Source organism: Kineosporia sp. A_224 (assembly GCF_002198655.1).
GTDB lineage: Bacteria > Actinomycetota > Actinomycetes > Actinomycetales > Kineosporiaceae > R-H-3.
This window is the reverse complement of sequence record NZ_MWLN01000219.1, coordinates 1-16,321: the sequence shown is the minus strand read 5'-3', so window position 1 is coordinate 16,321 and position 16,321 is coordinate 1. Positions and strand designations below refer to the sequence as shown.

At 74.8% G+C, this 16,321-nt stretch carries 17 protein-coding genes and 1 tRNA gene; 5 read left to right on the top strand and 13 right to left on the bottom strand.

Features of this window, described 5'->3' with window-relative positions:
- Nucleotides 1–115 precede the first annotated feature (115 nt).
- From EDJALFJO_RS28505 to EDJALFJO_RS28470, 8 genes are all read right to left on the bottom strand, one after another.
- Entirely contained in the window at nt 116–1,210 is a 1,095-nt protein-coding gene (locus EDJALFJO_RS28505; protein WP_088289714.1) for a branched-chain amino acid aminotransferase, read from the bottom strand.
- Nucleotides 1,207–2,337 (bottom strand): diaminopropionate ammonia-lyase, encoded by a 1,131-nt coding sequence (locus EDJALFJO_RS28500; RefSeq protein WP_088289713.1) that lies wholly within the window; start codon nt 2,335–2,337, stop codon nt 1,207–1,209. The genes EDJALFJO_RS28505 and EDJALFJO_RS28500 overlap by 4 nt, the downstream gene beginning before the upstream one ends.
- A complete protein-coding gene (locus EDJALFJO_RS28495) occupies nt 2,334–3,521 on the bottom strand; it encodes an amidohydrolase (RefSeq protein ID WP_088289712.1) in 1,188 nt (395 codons plus the stop codon). The genes EDJALFJO_RS28500 and EDJALFJO_RS28495 overlap by 4 nt, the downstream gene beginning before the upstream one ends.
- Nucleotides 3,518–4,804: a M20 family metallo-hydrolase gene (locus EDJALFJO_RS28490; protein WP_088289711.1), complete on the bottom strand. Its 1,287-nt coding sequence runs from the start codon at nt 4,802–4,804 to the stop codon at nt 3,518–3,520. The genes EDJALFJO_RS28495 and EDJALFJO_RS28490 overlap by 4 nt, the downstream gene beginning before the upstream one ends.
- A 220-nt stretch (nt 4,805–5,024) precedes the next feature.
- Nucleotides 5,025–5,540: a hypothetical protein gene (locus EDJALFJO_RS28485; protein ID WP_088289710.1), complete on the bottom strand. Its 516-nt coding sequence runs from the start codon at nt 5,538–5,540 to the stop codon at nt 5,025–5,027.
- 96 nt (nt 5,541–5,636) lie between these two features.
- The gene (locus tag EDJALFJO_RS28480) at nt 5,637–6,428 is read right to left on the bottom strand and encodes a hypothetical protein (protein ID WP_143448842.1); all 792 of its coding nucleotides are present in this window, start codon (nt 6,426–6,428) and stop codon (nt 5,637–5,639) included.
- A 94-nt stretch (nt 6,429–6,522) separates the two neighbouring features.
- Nucleotides 6,523–6,837, bottom strand: a complete 315-nt coding sequence (locus EDJALFJO_RS28475; RefSeq protein WP_088289708.1) for an EthD family reductase — start codon at nt 6,835–6,837, stop codon at nt 6,523–6,525.
- Between the two features lie 415 nt (nt 6,838–7,252).
- Nucleotides 7,253–7,693 carry a hypothetical protein gene (locus EDJALFJO_RS28470; RefSeq protein WP_088289707.1) on the bottom strand — a complete coding sequence of 147 codons (441 nt, stop codon included), beginning with the start codon at nt 7,691–7,693 and terminating at the stop codon, nt 7,253–7,255.
- 204 nt (nt 7,694–7,897) lie between these two features.
- Between EDJALFJO_RS28470 and EDJALFJO_RS28465 the strand changes: the two genes are divergently transcribed.
- Entirely contained in the window at nt 7,898–8,650 is a 753-nt protein-coding gene (locus EDJALFJO_RS28465; RefSeq protein WP_088289706.1) for a DUF4386 domain-containing protein, read from the top strand.
- A 231-nt stretch (nt 8,651–8,881) separates the two neighbouring features.
- On the opposite strand, the gene EDJALFJO_RS28460 is transcribed toward EDJALFJO_RS28465, so the two are convergent.
- The 5 genes from EDJALFJO_RS28460 to EDJALFJO_RS28445 form a co-directional block, all read right to left on the bottom strand.
- On the bottom strand, nt 8,882–9,229 hold the full coding sequence (locus tag EDJALFJO_RS28460) for a hypothetical protein (protein ID WP_143448841.1): 348 nt from the start codon (nt 9,227–9,229) through the stop codon (nt 8,882–8,884).
- Nucleotides 9,230–9,255: 26 nt separating this feature from the next.
- On the bottom strand, nt 9,256–9,513 hold the full coding sequence (locus tag EDJALFJO_RS33800; RefSeq protein ID WP_143448840.1) for a hypothetical protein: 258 nt from the start codon (nt 9,511–9,513) through the stop codon (nt 9,256–9,258).
- 26 nt (nt 9,514–9,539) lie between these two features.
- Nucleotides 9,540–9,938 carry a type II toxin-antitoxin system VapC family toxin gene (locus EDJALFJO_RS28455; RefSeq protein ID WP_088289704.1) on the bottom strand — a complete coding sequence of 133 codons (399 nt, stop codon included), beginning with the start codon at nt 9,936–9,938 and terminating at the stop codon, nt 9,540–9,542.
- Nucleotides 9,939–9,954: 16 nt separating this feature from the next.
- On the bottom strand, nt 9,955–10,152 hold the full coding sequence (locus EDJALFJO_RS28450) for a hypothetical protein (RefSeq protein WP_088289760.1): 198 nt from the start codon (nt 10,150–10,152) through the stop codon (nt 9,955–9,957).
- Nucleotides 10,153–10,360: 208 nt separating this feature from the next.
- A tRNA-Arg gene (locus tag EDJALFJO_RS28445) sits at nt 10,361–10,433 on the bottom strand.
- Nucleotides 10,434–10,913: 480 nt separating this feature from the next.
- Here EDJALFJO_RS28445 and EDJALFJO_RS28440 point away from each other — a divergent pair.
- The 4 genes from EDJALFJO_RS28440 to EDJALFJO_RS28425 form a co-directional block, all read left to right on the top strand.
- Entirely contained in the window at nt 10,914–12,878 is a 1,965-nt protein-coding gene (locus EDJALFJO_RS28440) for a dynamin family protein (RefSeq protein ID WP_198950730.1), read from the top strand.
- The gene (locus EDJALFJO_RS28435; RefSeq protein ID WP_088289702.1) at nt 12,875–14,581 is read left to right on the top strand and encodes a GTPase; all 1,707 of its coding nucleotides are present in this window, start codon (nt 12,875–12,877) and stop codon (nt 14,579–14,581) included. Before EDJALFJO_RS28440 ends, EDJALFJO_RS28435 begins: the two co-directional genes overlap by 4 nt.
- Nucleotides 14,582–14,771: 190 nt before the next feature.
- Nucleotides 14,772–15,380 (top strand): single-stranded DNA-binding protein, encoded by a 609-nt coding sequence (locus EDJALFJO_RS28430; RefSeq protein WP_088289701.1) that lies wholly within the window; start codon nt 14,772–14,774, stop codon nt 15,378–15,380.
- Between the two features lie 47 nt (nt 15,381–15,427).
- Nucleotides 15,428–16,321 (top strand): CobD/CbiB family cobalamin biosynthesis protein (locus EDJALFJO_RS28425; RefSeq protein ID WP_088289700.1); only part of this gene is annotated, 894 nt, incomplete at its 3' end.

Here is a 16,321-nt window from a genome sequence, read left to right as displayed (position 1 = left end):
CCGCCCCTCCCCGACCGCTTCGACGCGTCCAGTATCGCAAGCGGTGATCATCGTGCAGGGCGGAGCGGCCTCCGGTCGCCCGGGAGGCGCAAGCCCGGTCGCTGCGCGGGCGGCCTCAGTCGACGCGGTGCAGCCACCCGTGCGGGTCCGGTGCCCGGCCGGTCTGGACGGCGAGGAGCGCCTCGCGCAGCCGCATCGTCACGGGTCCGGGAGTGCCGTCGCCGACGGTCCACGCGTCGTCCGGGGTCCGCACCGACGCGACCGGGGTGACGACCGCCGCCGTCCCGCACGCGAAGACCTCGGTGAGGGTGCCGTCGGCGCAGCCGCGGCGCCAGTCGTCCAGGGCCACCCGGGACTCCTCGACCGGGTGCCCCAGGTCGGCCGCGATCGTCAGGAGCGAGTCCCGGGTCACGCCCGGGAGAAGGGTGCCGGTGAGCCGGGGGGTGACGACGCGCGCCCCGGGACCGGAGCCGTGCACGAAGTAGAGGTTCATCCCGCCGAGCTCCTCGACCCAGCGCCGCTCGACGGCGTCGAGCCAGACCACCTGGTCGCAGCCCTGCTCGGCGGCCTCGACCTGGGCGAGCAGCCCGGCGGCGTAGTTCGCCCCGCACTTCGCGGCCCCGGTGCCGCCGGGGGACGCCCGGACGTACTGCTGCGTGACCCAGACGTGCACCGGCTCGACCCCGCGCGGGAAGTAGTCGGCGGCGGGGAACGCGATGAGCACGAAGAGCACCTCGTCCGCCGGGTGCACCGTGAGGAGGGTCTCCGTCGCGAGCATGAACGGGCGCAGGTACAGGCTCTGCAGCGGGTCCTGCGGGACCCACTCGCGGTCCTGCCGGACGAGCGCGTCGACGGCCGCGACGAAGCTGTCGACCGGCAGCTCGGGCAGGCACAGCCGGCGCGCGGACGCCTGGAACCGCAGGGCGTTCGCCTCGGGACGGAACGCGGCGACGCTGCCGTCGGGGTGCCGGTACGCCTTGAACCCCTCGAAGATCGACTGGCCGTAGTGCAGCCCGACCGCCGCCGGGTCGAGGGCGAGCGGCCCGTAGGCGCGCAGCTCCGCGTCGTGCCAGCCGCGGTCGCGGGTCCAGCGGATCGTCACCATGTGGTCGGTGAACACCCGGCCGAACCCGGGGTCGGTCATCCGTGCGGACCGCTGCCCGGCGGGCAGCGGGTGGTCGGACGGCGTGACGCGGATCGTCAGGGTCATCGGGGCTCCGGTCCGTCGGTCTGGGGGTTGGCCTCGGCGCCCTCGGTGACGACGAGGACGACGACGCTCGCCGGGGTGAGCCCGAGGTGCGCGCGGCGGTCCGTCGCGTCGTCCGTCCCGTCCCGGGCGAGGGTCCGCAGCGCCGCGAGCGGTGCGGCGCCGCACGGGCCGGCCGGGACACCGAGGTCGTGCAGGTCGCGGGCCGCCCGCGCGGCGGCGCCGTCGGTGACGGCGACGGACGCGTCGAGACCGTGCTCGACGTACGGCCAGGCCAGCGTGGACATGGTGCCGCAGTTGAGCCCGGCCATGATCGTCGTGCCGGTGTCGACGGCCACCGGCCGGCCGGCGGCGACGCTCGCGAGCACGCACGCGGCACCGACCGGCTCCACCGAGACGACGGCGGTGCCCGGTGCGGCCCGGTCGCTGCGGTAGTGGGCCAGCGCCGCCTGCAGCAGCGAGCCGACCCCGGTCGGGACGAGGACGGCGTCAGCGCCCGGCAGCCCGGCCGCCGCGAGCTGGTCGTCGACCTCGGCGAAGAGCGTCGAGTAGCCGTCGACGATCCACCGCGGGACGTCCTCGTAGCCCTCCCAGGCGGTGTCCTGGACGAGGACGGCGCCGTCCGGGTCGGCCGCGGCGTACCGGGCGGCCTCGGCGACGGCGTCGTCGTACGACCCCGCGACGGCCGTGACCGTCGCGCCCTCGTCGGCGATCGCCTGCACGGCCGCGGCGTGGACGCCGTCCGGTACGACGACGTGCGCCCGGTGCCCGAGGGTGCGGGCGAAGCGGGCGACCGCCCGGCCGTGGTTGCCGTCGGTGGCCGTGACGAGGGTGAGCGGCGTCGTCGCCCCGTGGTCCGCCGACCCGCGCTCCGCCGTCCGGCCGAGGACGGCACGGTGGACCGCCCAGGAGGCGCCGAGCGCCTTGAAGGCGGGCAGCCCGAGGCGGTCCGACTCGTCCTTGGCGAGCACGTGCCCCACCCCGAGCTCGCGGGCCAGGTCCGGCAGGTCGACGAGCCGGGTCGGGGCGTACCCGGGCAGGGCGCGGTGGAAGGCGAGGACCTCGGGGGCGGGCGCCGGGCAGGTCCAGGCCGGGTCCCGGTGGTGGGCCGCCCACGTCGCGTGCGTCATGCGCCCGCCTCGGGGAGGGCCGTGCGGACGAGGTTGGCGTAGAAGCGCACGCCGGTCTCCAGGACGTCGTCGTTGAACGTGTAGTCGCTGCTGTGCAACGGGTTCCCGCCCGCACCGGGCTCGTCGCCGTTGCCGAGGAACACGAAGCAGCCGGGGACGGCGCGCCCGAGCACGCCGAAGTCCTCGCTGCCCATGAAGGGTGCGACGTCGGCGTCGACGAGGTCCTCGGGCACGGTCAGCCGGGCGGCGGCGACGGCCAGGGCGGTCGCGTCCGGGTGGTTCACGGTCGGCGCGAACTCGTGGGTGTACGTGACCTCGCACGTCGCGCCGTGCGCTGCGCAGATCCCGTGCGCGACCTCGCGGATCCGGCGGTCCAGCAGGTCCTGCACGGCGGGGGAGAAGCTGCGCGTGTCGCCGCGGACGACGACGTGCCCGGGGATCGCGTTGCGCGCGCCGTCCGTGACGAACTCGGTGCACGACAGGACCGCGGCCTCGGAGGGCGGCACCGCCCGCGCGACGACGGTCTGCAGCGCGAGGACGATCTCGGCGCCGACGACGAGCGGGTCGACGACCATCTGCGGCTGCGAGGCGTGGCCGCCGCGGCCGGTGACCCGGATCTCGAAGTTGTCCTCGCTCGCCATCACCGGCCCGGACCGGGTGCTCAGCCGGCCGGCCGGGTGCCCCGGGGTGTTGTGGATCCCGAAGACCATGTCCATGCCGAACCGCTCGAAGAGCCCGTCGGCGATCATCGCGTCCGCGCCCCGGCCGGGCTCCTCGGCGGGCTGGAGCACGAGGTGCACGGTCCCGGCGAAGCCGCCCTCGGTCGCGAGGACGTGCGCCGCCCCGAGCACCATCGCCATGTGGCCGTCGTGCCCGCAGGCGTGCATGACGCCGTCGGTGCGCGACCGGTACGGCAGGTCGCCGCGTTCGTGGAGCGGCAGGGCGTCCATGTCCGCGCGGAGCCCGATCGCGCCGGTGCCCGACGCGCCGGCGCCCCCGGCCCCGCGCCGCAGCGTCGCGACGAGCCCGGTGCCGCCGAGGCCGCGGGTGACGACGAGCCCGAGCGCCTCGAGCTCGGCGGCGAGGTAGTCGCTCGTCCACCGCTCCGTGAACGCGGTCTCCGGGTGCTCGTGGAGGGCGTGCCGCCAGCGGCGCAGCCGGGTGCCGAGGTCGCCGGCGGTCATGCCGTCACGACCGGCCCGGCGAGGGCGAGGACGGCGTTCGCGAGGACGTCGACCCCGTTGCCGCACGCCTCGGGGCGGGAGTACTCGCGCGGGGTGTGGCTGATGCCGCCGTGCTCGCCGGCGACGAAGACCATCGCGGTCGGGCACGTCGCGGCGATCTCCTGGGCGTCGTGCCCGGCACCGGACATCGCGCGCACGTAGGGCAGGCCGAGCGCGTCGGCGCTCGCGGCGATGACGTCCTGGACGCTGTCGTCGAAGGGCACCACGGCGGTCCGGGCCATCCGCTCCCAGGTCGCGCTGACGCCGTGCCGGTCGTGCAGGGCGTCGACGAAGGCGCCGAGGTGGGTCTCGGCGGCGGCCATGAGGGCGTCATCCGGGTTGCGCAGGTCGACGGTGAGGACCGCCCCGGCGGGGATGACGTTCGTCTGGGCCGGGCTCAGGGCGAGGGTGCCGACGGTGCCGCGCAGCCGCCCGAAGGTGCCGCTGTCGCACATCCGGCGGATCTCGACGACGACCTCGGCCGCCGCGAGCCCGGCGTCCGCCCGGGCCTCGATCGGCGTCGTCCCGGCGTGGGCGGCCTCGCCGTGCAGGGTGAGCCGCTGCCAGGAGATGGCCTGCACCCCGGTGACGATGCCGATGTCGACGCCCGCGGCCGCGAGGATCGGGCCCTGCTCGATGTGGCACTCGACGTAGGCGTGCGGGACGGGCCGGACCTCGGGCGCCGACCCGTCGAACCCGATCCGGACGAGCTCGTCGCGGACCGTCGCCCCGTCGGCGTCGGTGAGGGCGTACGCGTGGGCCAGGTCGATCCGGCCGGCGGTGACCGCGGAGCCGAGCATGTCGGTGCCGAACCGGACGCCCTCCTCCTCGGTGAAGAAGCCGACCTCGACCGGGCGCCGGGTGCGGATGCCCGCGGCGTCCAGCGCCCGGACGACCTCGATGCCGCCGAGCACCCCGAGCGTGCCGTCGAACGCGCCGCCGGTGGCGACCGTGTCGATGTGGCTGCCCACGAGCACGCACGGCAGGGCCGGGTCCTCGCCCGCGCGCTCGCCGTAGACGTTGCCGATCCGGTCCACCCGGACCCGCAGCCCCGCCTCCTCCATCCACGTGACGACGAGCCGGCGGGCCTGCGCGTCCTCGTCCGTCAGCGCGAGCCGCCGCACACCGCGCAGCCCGGTCGCGCCGTCGTCGTAGCCGCCGATCTCCTTGAGCCGCATGAGGTTCTGCCAGAGCCGTTCGCGGTCGACCCGCAGCGGCGCACGCGGGGTGTCGGATGCGGTCACGGGGCTCCTTCGGCGGGCCGGACGTCGTCCGGCGGGTGTGCCGCAGGGTACCGACGGCGGTGCGGGGCCGCGCGGGACGTCCCGGGCGAGACGTCCCGCGCGGCACCCGTTCGGCGCCCCGGCGAGGGTGGCCGGGCGCCGTTCTCCGCCGACAGCCCGGGCGGGCGTGCGACGGCGACCGGGGGCGAACCGGTGCCGCCGCGTCGGCGGACGTGCGGGATCAGCCGGTGCTGGCCAGGGCGCCGGCGTGCGGGATGTGCGCGAGCGCCGTCACCCGGGCGTCGACGCGGGCACGGAGCGTGTCCGCGCCGCCGTCGACGTACGGCGTGAAGGCGTCGACCAGGAGCCGGATGACCCGGTCGGGCCGGGACCGGTCGGCGTCCCTGCCCCACGCCGGGACGGGCCAGAGCCCGTCGAGGTGCAGGGCGTCGTCGAGGAGCAGTCGGGTCGCCTCGAGCGACAGGCCGCTGGACCACTCGTCGGGCCCGCGGCTCGCCGGGCCGTGGGCCAGGGTCGCGGCGAGCGGGACGGTGAGGACGGCGTCGACGACGCTCTCGAAGATGACGAGAGCGGCGGCCTCGAGGTCGTCCGGGTAGCCGTGGCCCGCCTCGCCCGCGAGGACGGTGACGAGGTCGGCGACGGCGTAGCGGTCGATGAACCGGCTCAGCGGGAGCGAGCCGTCGGTGCCGGGCTCGGCCGGTGGCGGTTCCGGGGGTGCTGCAGTCAGGGTTCGCATGGCGCACAACGCTTTCCGAGCGGCCGCGTCGACCAGGGGTCGCGCGCGCTCGATCGCCGGGACAGAGGGCGGCGGGTGCCGGCGTCCCCTGTCCCGTCAGGCGACGGCGGAGGCGTTCGGCACGAGGGCGCGCAGCGGCGGGCCGCGCCGTGGGTGTGCGCGGACGGCGCTGACCTGGTCCTGCAGGACGCGGACGGCCGCGTCGGCCCAGCGCCGGGGGGCGGGGCCGGGCACGGTCGTCCGGACGACGGGAAGGGTCTCGAGGGCCGGCCAGACCCAGCCGGCCGCGGCCCAGACCGCGGCCTCGCCCTGCCGCAGCCACCAGGCGGCGACGCCGGCGGCGAGCAGGTGCACGAGGAGCATCGCGTGCCCGGGGTAGAGGTGTGCGAGGTAGCCCGCGCCGTCGGCGCCCGCGAGCGCGGAGGCGGCGTGCGCGCCGTGCGACCCGGCGGCGAGCCACGGGTCCGTGGCCCGGGCGGCGGTCGATCCGTCCCCAGGGCTGAGGAGGGTGCGGACGAACGTCGCGGCCGCTGTCCCCGGTGTGCAGTGGCACAGGCACAGGACGGCGTGCACGGCCGCCTGGCCGAGCACGAGCAGTGCGGCGATCGCCTCGAAGGAGCGCTCACGGCCGCGCCCGAGGAGGGCGACGGCGAGGACGGCGACGACCGCCGCGGCGAGCAGTCCGGGCTCCGGCAGCGAGCCTTCGACGAGCGAGTGCGCGCCGACCCCGAGCAGGATGCTCACGCCGACGAAGGCGGGGAGGCGGAGCGAGCGGCCGACGTCCGAGACGGACGAGACCCCGTCGGCCGGCGCCGGGCGTGCGGACGACGGCACCGGGCCCGGGCGCACGCCCGCCGGTGCCGAGAGCCGCCCCGAGCGCCCCCACATGGAGTGGAGGCTAGACGGGATGATCGCGCCGGCGGAAGTGCCCGGGAGCAGAACGGACCGAACGGCCGGGAGGGCTCTCGTCACCCGGCACCCGTCACTCGCCCACCTCGACGTCGCTGAAGACGATCCTGACACCGCCCGTCGCGAGCCCGAAGACGGCGGGGAAGAGGGCTCCGGCCGCGGGGCCCTGCACCGCGGCGACGGCCCGGTCGTAGTCGTCGAACCAGGCGTCGACCATCCGGTAGGCGGGCGTGGGGGAGCCGTCCTCCGTGGGCCGCGCCTTCGAGGCCTCCACCCGGACGACGCCGGGGAGGGCGCGGACCAGGTCGAGGTGACCGGCGGCGTAGCCGCGCTCGAAGGCGTCGGCGTCCGCGGGGTTGTCGTCGATGAACGTGATCTTCGTGGGCACGGTGGCTCCTGTGTCGTCGGTGTCGGACGCGGTCCTTCGCCGTCCGGTCGTCGCCGGCGTGGAACATGACCGGCCCGGGGGCCGGGCCCGGTGGGCACCGGGTCGAGGTTCTCGAAGCCGTAGACGCTGAAGGCCTTGACGACGGCGGCACCGGGGACGAGCGAGGCGACGTGCTGCGTGCCCGAGGTGGTCGAGCCCGGGCCGTGGGTGAGCCCCGGGCCGACCGGGTTCGTTGCGTCGACGACGACCGCGCCGGCCGGGGCGTCGCGCAGGGGCGTAAGCACGTCGCCGACGGCTGCGAAGGGGACGGCAGGTTGCGGCGTCGTTCGAGGTGGGGCTCGACCTCGTCCTCGACGGGCTCGAGCGCCTGCGGGGGTGACCGGTCAGCAGGCGGTCGCGTCGAACGCCGCCCGGGTCATCCGCGGGGCCCCGGTCGTGCCGTCGGGCCGGACGTCGGCGGCACGCTCCCGGCGGCGATCACCTGGTCCGCGGGCAGCGCCAGGACCTCGGCACCCGTGAAGCGGCGGCCGGACGCCCACACGTCGGAACCGATGAAGTCCTTGTCGAAGACGACGTCGTGGCCGCTGCCGACGGAGTACGTCGCCGTCGGTGACAGGGGCAGGGTCGGCCCCTGCCACCCCTCGCCCGGAGCGGTGAGGTCGACCCGCAGGTCGTGCGTGACGTCCTCGTGGTGCCACACCAGCGGGTGGGCGACGTCGTTCCCGAACGTGACGAAGACGTCGGTGAGCTTCCCGTGGCAGACCGGGGCCACGACGACCAGGTGGCCGCCCTCGTTGGCCACCGCCATGGGCCCCGCGTCGACGCCGGCCGTCCCCCGCAGCGCCCTGGTCCCCATCCGCGGCATGGTAGGTCGCTCGCTGCCTCGGCGTCGTGCCTCCGGTGCTCCGTGCAGTCAGGACACGAGGGACGTCTCGGTCCTTCCGCGAGGGGCACGGACGCCGTAGGACGGATGTGTCGGGCGGCGTCCATCAGGGACGACTGAGGGCGATGCTGCCGCACCACGTGTCGCCCCGGGCCCGCCCGACCCGGGGAGGACGACATGAGAGAGCACAAGACGGCCGCCGTCACGGCCGGGATCCTGTACATCGTGGGGACGGTGTCCGGCGTCCTCTGCAAGGTCCTGGTGCAGTTCCCGGTCCGTGATGCGGACGACCCGCTGGCCTACGCCGCCGAGCACCGCGACCTCGTCGTGACGGGCGCCCTGCTCGTTCTCGTCATGGGGATGGCGCTCGTGTTCGTCCCGGTGGTGCTCTTCCCGGTCCTGCGCCGGGTGGACGAGGTCCTGGCCATCGGCTACCTCACGGTGCGCGGAGCCGTCGAGGCGGCCTGCTACATCATCAGCGCGACCGCCCTGCTGCTCCTGGTCCCGGTGGGCGACGTCCTGGCGGCGGGGGAGGGCACGGCCACCGCGGGTGGCGTACGACTGGGCATGCTGATGGTCGACTTCGACGCGATGAACACCGTGACCGCGCTGGTGTTCTGCCTCGGCGGCGTCATGTTCTACGCGCTGCTCTACAGGTCCGGCATCGTCCCCCGCTGGATCGCGGTCTGGGGCCTTGCCGGGATCCCGTTCTACGTCGCCGCCTACGTGCTCGCGGCGTACGCGGTGATCGGCCCGAGCTCGGCCACGCTCAACCTGCTGGTCCTGCCGTTGGCCCTGCAGGAGATGGTGCTGGGGATCTGGATGATCGCGCGCGGGTTCCGGCCGGCGAGGGGCGCCACCGTGTCGCGGGCGGCGGACGTGGCCAGAGCAGGGGTCCAGGCGTCAGGTTCGCCGCCGCGCCACGTTTGATCCCTTGGTGGCTGCTCGTGGGGAGACCTGTCGGCTCACGGCGAGCGCGGCGGTCAGTCGGCGATGCCGAGCCGCCGGCGGGCCTCCGGCCCGACTCGTGCCGTTGGGGTGTGTCAGTTCGGGTCGATGCCGCGTGCGTGAAGGGATGTTCGGCTGCCTGACTTTGATCAGGTTGTGCGCAGTAGGTGCTGCCACGGCGAGGCAGATGCGCGCCGCGGGCGTTCCGCCGGCCTAGACGATTCGGGGGGCTCCGGTCAGCACTGCCCAGGTCTGCCAGACCAGGGCGACCAAGACGAGGAAGGCGCCAAGAGCCAGCAGCGATCGCGCCTGGCCTCTCGGCTCTCTGGAGCGGGCCAGGATCGCCAGCAGGGCGCTGGCGCCGGCGAAGAGGGGGACGAGCACGATGCTGAAAACGACCAGCGGGGTGAGCGCTTCCTCGCCTTGTGTGCCTTCGAGCATCGGCGGAAGGTAGGTGAGCAGGAGCGCTGCAACGACACCGATCAGTGCACCGATGCCGGCGGATCGCAGGGCAAGGCGGCGTGTGCCGGGTGCTTCGCTTGTCCCGGTGCGACCGTCCACGACGAACAGGCTAGTGCGACCCAAGCTCAGCGTGAATGTGCCCGACCTCGAGTAGTCGAAGGACCTTGACGATCCGAGAAGTCTGAAGGGGCCGCCGCCGGCATGGCGTCCATCGCCTTCTCGAAGTTCGTCCGTGACAGGGAGCGGTTGATCTCACGCCCCTCGCGTGCGATGCGCAGGAAGTTGCCTGGCACGGCGTACGTGAACGGAAGGTCCGTGGCCGTCCTGAAATCGGATCCGGCGTAGCGCCGGATGCGTTCCCACACGGCCGTCTTGTCGACCACGGCGTCTCCGTCTGTCCGAGAAGCGGTCACGAAATGAGGACGAGTCCTTCGTGCTCCGCAAAGTCCGTGAAGTCCTTGAGGTTGAACGTCGCCAAGGGGAGTCCTCGCGCGAGGCAGCATGCGGCGATCCAGCTGTCGTTGACCGGCCGTGGTCGGCCGCGCAGCTGGGCGTAGGCCTGGAGCTGGCCCCAGATCTTGGCGACCTGCGAGTCGTAGGGGAGCACGACCAGCTGGTCGAGGAACGCCTCCATTGAGGCGGTCCGGGACGGGCCCCAGCTACGCAGCAGGGTCCACTTGGTCAGCTCGCCCACGGTCACGAAGCTCGCGGCGAGGATGCGGCCGTTCAGCTGTCGGAGCATCGACTCCGGCGTACGCCGTCGCAACATGGAAGATGCGACGTCGGTGTCGATGACGACGAGGTCCACGGAGCCTGACGACCGCTCAGGCGACGTCGCTGCGGCGAGAGACGTAGAGGTCGGTCAGGAAAGCGTCGTACTCCTCGTCGCCGGCGAACGGATCGCTGCCCGGCAGGTCGGCGAGCGAGGTGAACGGCTTGGCGCCGGCCCGCCGGACGAGTTCCTCGGTCGGGACGACGTCCTCGGCCGGCACCGGCCAGGACTGATGCGGCGTCGTGCTCACGGTGACCACCTCCCTCGTGGCCCATCCTCCCATGCCGGCCACCGCGACGGGTGGTCCCGCGCGCCGCTGATCTCGGTCGCTTCCACCGTCCTGTCCATCCGCGATCCCAGTGAGTTGGTGGGACGATTGAGACGGACGGCATCGGAGCAATTCGTGTCACGTTCGCTGCCGCGAAGCAACGGTTTGAGGCAAACCCGCTGGTCAGGAGCGCGCCCGGCAGGGGTCGAACCTGCGACCATCGGATTAGAAGTCCGCTGCTCTGTCCACTGAGCTACGGGCGCCCGGGCCGCCGGCGGTCGACCCGCCCCCGGCCCTCCGCAATGCTGCCACGAAGCGGCCGTGGCGTGGGCGGGCGACGGAAGGCCGGCCGTGGTGGACGCCGGCGCCGGGACCGTGGGGACGCCGCCGTGGAGTGAACGGCCCGGGAACGGGCATGGGGTGGTCATGGCGTGGATCGCGGCTACAGCCCGCGCGGGATCTGGCCGACGAGGCGGATCGATGGTGACTGTGCGTCGCGAGTAAGGCTGGAGTTGTGATCATGCGGGGTGCTATGTGACGGAATGTGATGGTCGCCGTGGGATGCCCGATGATCCGATGCACGGATACCGTCGCGCTTTGGCAAGATGAGCCTCCGGGGCGCGGTCCGAAGCGTCGTGACGGGGCCGGTCGGCAGGTGCGTGAGCACGGCCGACGTCGTCTCGTCACGGCCGGCGCGCGCTCCCTGGCCCGAGGGAGCACCGCTATGCACGGGAAGGGGACGCGTGGACACGCAGGCTGACGCCGTCCGCGAGCCGTCACCGGCGGGCACCCTCAGTGACGCCGCAGCGCCCGCCGAGGCTCCGGTCGCGACCGACCCGCCGGCCACCGAACCGACCGCTCCGGCTGCCGCGGAGACCGCGCCGGCAACAGATGAGCAGGCAACGGGGGTCGTGCCGCCGTCCGGTCGCGCACCCGCACCCGCACCCGCCGCGACCCCGCCCGTCGGTGTCGCCCCCGCGGGCCCGCCGCCGGTCCTCGACCACCCCGGGATCCTCGAGTCCAGCGAGCGGCTGCGCGAGGCGGTCTCGGCGCTGCACCTGCCCCTCGTCGTCGAGGACGTCGACCGGTCGCGCGTCGACCGGGAGCGGCTCCAGGCGCAGCTCGACGACTACCTGCTCCCGCGGCTGCGCCGGATGGACGCACCGCTGCTCGCCGTCATCGGCGGCTCGACCGGTGCGGGCAAGTCGACGCTCACGAACTCGTTGGTGCGCAAGGAGGTCACGCGGTCCGGCGTGCTCCGGCCGACGACCCGCTCGCCCGTCCTCGTGCACCACCCGTACGACTCCGGCGCGTTCCTCTCGCAGCGGATCCTGCCGAACCTCGCGCGGGTCACCGCGGAGGCGCCCGAGCCGATCCAGCCGATCGACGTCGACGCGCCGCGGATCACCGCGTTGCGGCTCGTGCCGCACGAGGGCGTCCCGGCAGGTCTGGCGATCATCGACGCACCCGACATCGACTCGGTCGTCGACACCAACCGTGAGCTCGCCGTCCAGTTGCTCGCCGCCGCGGACCTCTGGCTCTTCGTGACGACGGCCTCGCGCTACTCGGACGCCGTCCCGTGGGAGATGCTGCGGACGGCGTCCGACCGGGGTGCGTCCGTCGCCGTGATCCTCGACCGCGTCCCTCGCGACTCGATCCGCGAGGTCCGCACCCACCTGGCGACGCTCCTGCGCGACCGCGGGCTCGCGTCGTCCCCGCTCTTCACCATCCCCGAGGCGCGCCTGACCGACGGGTTCCTCCCCGACGCCGTCGTCAAGCCGCTCCTCACCTGGCTGCAGCGGCTCGCGAAGGACGCCCGGTCCCGGGACGTCATCGTCCGGCGAACCCTCGCCGGGGCGCTCGACAGCCTCCGCGAGCGGGTCTACGTCGTCGCGGACGCCGCGGACGCCCAGCGGGACGCCGACGCGGCCCTGCGCGAGTCGCTCCAGGCCACGTTCGCCGAGAACACCGGCGTCCTGCGCGATCGCCTCTCCGACGGCACGATCCTGCGCGGCGAGGTCCTCGCCCGGTGGCAGGAGTGGGTCGGCACCGGCGAGTTCATGCGGACGCTCGAGTCGAGCATGGGCCGGATCCGGGACCGGATCACCGCGTCGCTGCGCGGTCGGCCGGCGCCGGTCGAGCCGCTCGGCGAGGCCCTCCAGACCGGCGTCCAGGCGATCGTCCGGGCCGCCGCCCAGGCGACGCTCGAGCAGTCGGTGCTCGGCTGGCGGGCGATCCCGGCCGGTGCCGCGCTCATCGAGCGGGCCGCGACGACGACGACGCTCGCGCCGGACTTCGAGGTCCGGCTCGCACGGGCCGTCGCCGAGTGGCACGCCGGGGTCGTCGACCTGGTCGAGGTCGAGGGGCAGAGCCGCCGGCTCACCGCCCGTGCGCTCTCGCTCGGTGTCGACGGCACCGCCGCGATCCTCACCCTCGTCGTCTTCAGCCACACCCTCGGCGACGGCAACGACTCCGAGGCGGCCGCGGGCACCGCAGCGCTGGCGAACCGGATGCTCGTCGCGGTGTTCGGCGAGCAGGCGGTCCGCACGCTGACGGCGAAGGCGCACGCCGACCTCGTGTCCCGCGTCGACGCGCTCATGGAGTCCGAGCGGGCCCGCATCGTCGGTGTCCTCGACGCGGCCGGGGTCCTGCACGATGCCGGTGACCGGCTCCGGGCCGCCGTCGGCGCTCTCGAGGAGGCGCGGTGAGCAGCGGACCGACGACCCTGCCCGCGAGCAGCCCGACCGACGAGCCGTCGGGCGCGGAGCCTGCGGCCGAGCGGGCGTCGTCCGGCCGTTCCGGCGGACGACGTCGCGGCGCCCCGGACATCGCCGCCCGGGTCGAGGCCGTCGAGCAGGCGCTCAAGGTCGGCGGCGACCGCTTCGCGCCGGCCGCGGTCGCCCAGGCCCGGCACGCGCTCGAGCGCACCGGCGAGCGGATGCGGCTCGGCTCCCGGCACACCGTCGTCGCCCTCGCCGGCGCGACCGGCAGCGGCAAGTCGAGCCTCTTCAACGCGCTCGCGGGGATGGACCTGTCGGACGTCGGCGCGCGCCGCCCGACGACCGGCAAGCCGGTCGCGTGCGTCTGGGGCACGGACACCGCGGACCCGCTCCTCGACTGGCTCGACGTCCCGGGCCGGCACCGGACGGCGCGCGAGTCGGTGCTCGACGGGCAGCGCGAGGCGGCGCTCAACGGTCTCGTCCTGCTCGACCTGCCCGACCACGACTCGACGAACGTCACGCACCGGCTCGAGGTCGACCGCCTCGTCGACCTGTGCGACCTGCTCGTCTGGGTCGTCGACCCGCAGAAGTACGCGGACGAGGTGCTCCACGCGAACTATCTGCGCAAGTTCGTGGGACACGAGTCGGTCATGCTCATCGTGCTCAACCAGGTCGACAAGCTCGGCCCGGCCGGCACCGAGACCTGCCTGACCGACCTGCGCCGGCTGCTCGACGCCGACGGGCTCGGCCCGGTCAAGCTCGTCGCGACGTCGGCGACCCGCGGCGACGGTGTCGAGGACCTGCGCACCGTGCTGTCGGACGTCGTCCGTCGGCAGGCGACGACGGCGCAGCGTGCCGCTGCCGACCTCGACGGCGCCCGTGAGGCGCTCGAGAAGAGCCTGTCGCCGACCGAGCCGGACGCGCGTGCCCTCGACGGCGCCGACGAGCTCGTCGGGGCGCTCGCCGCGGCCGCCGGCCTGCCCGTCGTCCTCAACGCCGTCGAGACCGACTACCGGCGCCGTGCCGGTGCCCTCGTCGGCTGGCCGCTCGTGCGCTGGTGGCACGCTCTGCGCCCGGACCCGCTGCGCAAGCTGCGTCTCGGCGAGGCGGAGAGCGAGCTGCGCCGGCTGACCCGGCGCTCGCTGCCGGCCATGTCGCCGTCGCAGCAGGCCCGGGTCGAGATCGCCGTCCGGGCCGTGACGTCCTCGGCGGCGAACGCGCTGCCCGCCCGCTGGGGCGACGCCGTGCGCAAGGCGTCGACGGCGCCCGGGGCGGACCTGGCCGAGGCGCTCGACGGTGCCGTCATGTCCGTCGACCTCGAGTACGCACCGCCGCCGTGGTGGTCGGTCGTGCGGGTCGTCCAGTACCTGCTCGCTGCGGCGCTGGTCGCCGGGACAGGCTGGTTCCTCTACCTTTTCGTCCTCGCGGCCCTGGGCCGTTTCGGCGCTCCCCGTCTCGGGCCCTTCTACGTGCCGTCGTGGCTCTTCTACGGCGGCCTCGTGGGCGGGCTGCTGCTCGCCCTCGGGGCGAGGTGGGCCGTCCGCGTCGGGGCCCGGCGCCGTCGGGCCCGGGTCGCGGCGCTGCTGCGGCAGGCGGTCTCCGCGGTCGCGTTCGAGCACGTCGTCTCGCCGGTCGCGGAGGTCCTCGCCGACCACCGGGCCGCGCGGCAGGCGCTCGAGTCCGCTCGCTGACCTGCTGACCGGTCCACCCGGGATCCCTGTCGTACGAACGTGTCCGGACGCCCGGTCGGCCTCGACCCGTCCACAGTTCCGCCGTTCGTCCCACTGTCCACAGGCGCGGCGTCCGCCCGAGCGCGACGTCGGTCGTCCGGGGTGGACTTCCTCCATCGACCCGGCACCGCGCCGGGCGGAGGAGGATGAGATGAACGAGACCCACGTGACCCTGACCGGCGTCGTCGCGACCGTCCCGGAGGTCAAGTCCCACAACGGCACCCGGCTGCTGAGCTTCCGCTTCGTCTCGACCGAGCGCCGGTTCGACCGCGCCACCGGCTCCTGGGTCAACGGCGCCGAGACCTGGGCGACGGTGACGTGCTGGCGGGCGCTGGCGGTGAACGCCGAGCAGTCCGTGCGCGTCAAGGACCGGATCATCGTCAAGGGCCGGCTGCGCACCGACCAGTGGACCGGCCAGGACGGCGGCCGCCGCAGCGACGTGAAGATCACCGCGGAGACGCTCGGGCCGGACCTCGCCTGGGGGACGGCGACCTTCGAGCGGTCCCGCGGAACGGCGGCGGCCGAGGTCGAGGCGGCCGTGGCCAGTCTCGAGGCCGAGGTCGCCGACCTGCCCGTGATCCTCGGCGAGGAGGCCGGGTCGGGGGTCCCCGCGCTGGCCGCCCTGCCGGTCTACGCCGCCTTCCCGCCGCTCGACCCGGACGAGGAGGACGACGACCTCGACGAGGACGAGGACGACGAGGACGACGAGGGTCAGGCGGTTCTCGACACCCGTGAGCTCGTGGGGGCCGGCGCCCGCTGACCGAGGCCGGTGGCCGGGGCGGGCGGCGGGTCGGGCAGGATCGGCGGGTGCCGCTCAGCCTCGCCGCCGCCCGTCCCCTCGGCCTCGCGCTCGGAGTCGCCGCGGACGCGCTGCTCGCCGACCCCCGCCGGTACCACCCGGTCGCCGGGTTCGGGCGGGCCGCACAGGCCCTCGAACGCAGGCTGCACGCGGACGCCGTCGCGCCGGGCGCGGTCTTCACGACGGTCGCCGTCGGCGTCCCGTGGTTGCTCGGGGTCGCCGCCGAGCGGGTGACGACGGGCCGGCCGCTCGCCCGCGTCGCGGTCACGGCGGTCGCGACGTGGGCCGTGCTCGGCGGGACGAGCCTGGCCCGCGAGGGGCAGGTCATGGCGGGCCTGCTCGACGCCGCGCAGGCCGAACAGGCCGACGGCGCCGCGCAGACCGACGCCGGGGTGGGGGAGGCCGCGCTGCTGCGGGCCCGGGCCCGGCTCTCGCACCTGTGCGCTCGCGACCCCTCGCAGATGTCCGTCGGTGACCTGGCGCGGGCGACCGTGGAGTCGTTGGCGGAGAACACCTCTGACGCGGCGGTGGCACCGCTGCTGTGGGGAGCCGTCGCCGGTGTGCCCGGGCTGCTCGCATACCGCGCCGCGAACACCCTCGACGCGATGGTCGGCTACACGTCGCCGCGGTACCTGCGCTTCGGCCGGGTCAGCGCCCGCTTCGACGACCTGGTCAACCTCGTGCCGGCCCGCGTCACCGGGCTGCTCACCGTCGCTGCGGCGCCGGTGGTGGGCGGGTCGATGGCGTCCGGTTGGCGGGTGCTGCGTGCGGACGGCGCCCGGCACCCGAGCCCGAACGCAGGGCGGCCCGAGGCCGCGACCGCCGGCGTGCTCGGCGTCGTGCTCGGCGGGGAGAACGTGTACGCCGGCCGGGTCGAGCGCAGGCCGGGGATGGGGGTGGGG

Coding starts and splice junctions, on each gene's coding strand:
- EDJALFJO_RS28480 (WP_143448842.1), bottom strand. CDS start 6,428: ATGTGGGGGCGCTCGGGGCGGCTCTCGGCACCGGCGGGCGTGCGCCCG.
- EDJALFJO_RS28430 (WP_088289701.1), top strand. CDS start 14,772: ATGAACGAGACCCACGTGACCCTGACCGGCGTCGTCGCGACCGTCCCG.
- EDJALFJO_RS28485 (WP_088289710.1), bottom strand. CDS start 5,540: ATGCGAACCCTGACTGCAGCACCCCCGGAACCGCCACCGGCCGAGCCC.
- EDJALFJO_RS28505 (WP_088289714.1), bottom strand. CDS start 1,210: ATGACCCTGACGATCCGCGTCACGCCGTCCGACCACCCGCTGCCCGCC.
- EDJALFJO_RS28495 (WP_088289712.1), bottom strand. CDS start 3,521: ATGACCGCCGGCGACCTCGGCACCCGGCTGCGCCGCTGGCGGCACGCC.
- EDJALFJO_RS28470 (WP_088289707.1), bottom strand. CDS start 7,693: ATGGGGACCAGGGCGCTGCGGGGGACGGCCGGCGTCGACGCGGGGCCC.
- EDJALFJO_RS28500 (WP_088289713.1), bottom strand. CDS start 2,337: ATGACGCACGCGACGTGGGCGGCCCACCACCGGGACCCGGCCTGGACC.
- EDJALFJO_RS28465 (WP_088289706.1), top strand. CDS start 7,898: ATGAGAGAGCACAAGACGGCCGCCGTCACGGCCGGGATCCTGTACATC.